The sequence below is a fragment of the Blastomonas sp. CCH1-A6 genome, from assembly GCF_001556365.1.
Lineage (GTDB): Bacteria > Pseudomonadota > Alphaproteobacteria > Sphingomonadales > Sphingomonadaceae > Blastomonas > Blastomonas ursincola.
Map to the genome: position 1 here is coordinate 1 of NZ_LSIS01000109.1, position 257 is coordinate 257.

The 257-nt window shown below is 65.4% G+C and carries 1 protein-coding gene; it reads left to right on the forward strand.

What is annotated here, in order from left to right; translation table 11 throughout:
* The coding region (locus AX735_RS04685) for an NAD-glutamate dehydrogenase domain-containing protein (protein ID WP_156447418.1) at nt 1-257 on the forward strand (257 nt) is incomplete at both ends.

Genomic DNA, 257 nt, shown 5'->3' on the forward strand with positions numbered 1-257 from the left:
CCCGCCGCAGATGCGCGAGGCCTATGGCGACGTGCTGATGCAGCATCAGCTGCGCGGCCAGATCATCGCGACCAAGCTCGCCAACCGAATGATCAACCGGCTGGGCCTTATCCATCCGTTCGAGCTGGCCGAAGAGGAAGGCTGCACGCTGGGCGATGTTGCCTGCGCGTTCGTGGCGGCCGAGCGGCTGTTCGCGCTGCCTGCGATCTGGGCGGAGTTCGATCAGACCCAGATGGACGAACAGGTCCGCCTGATGC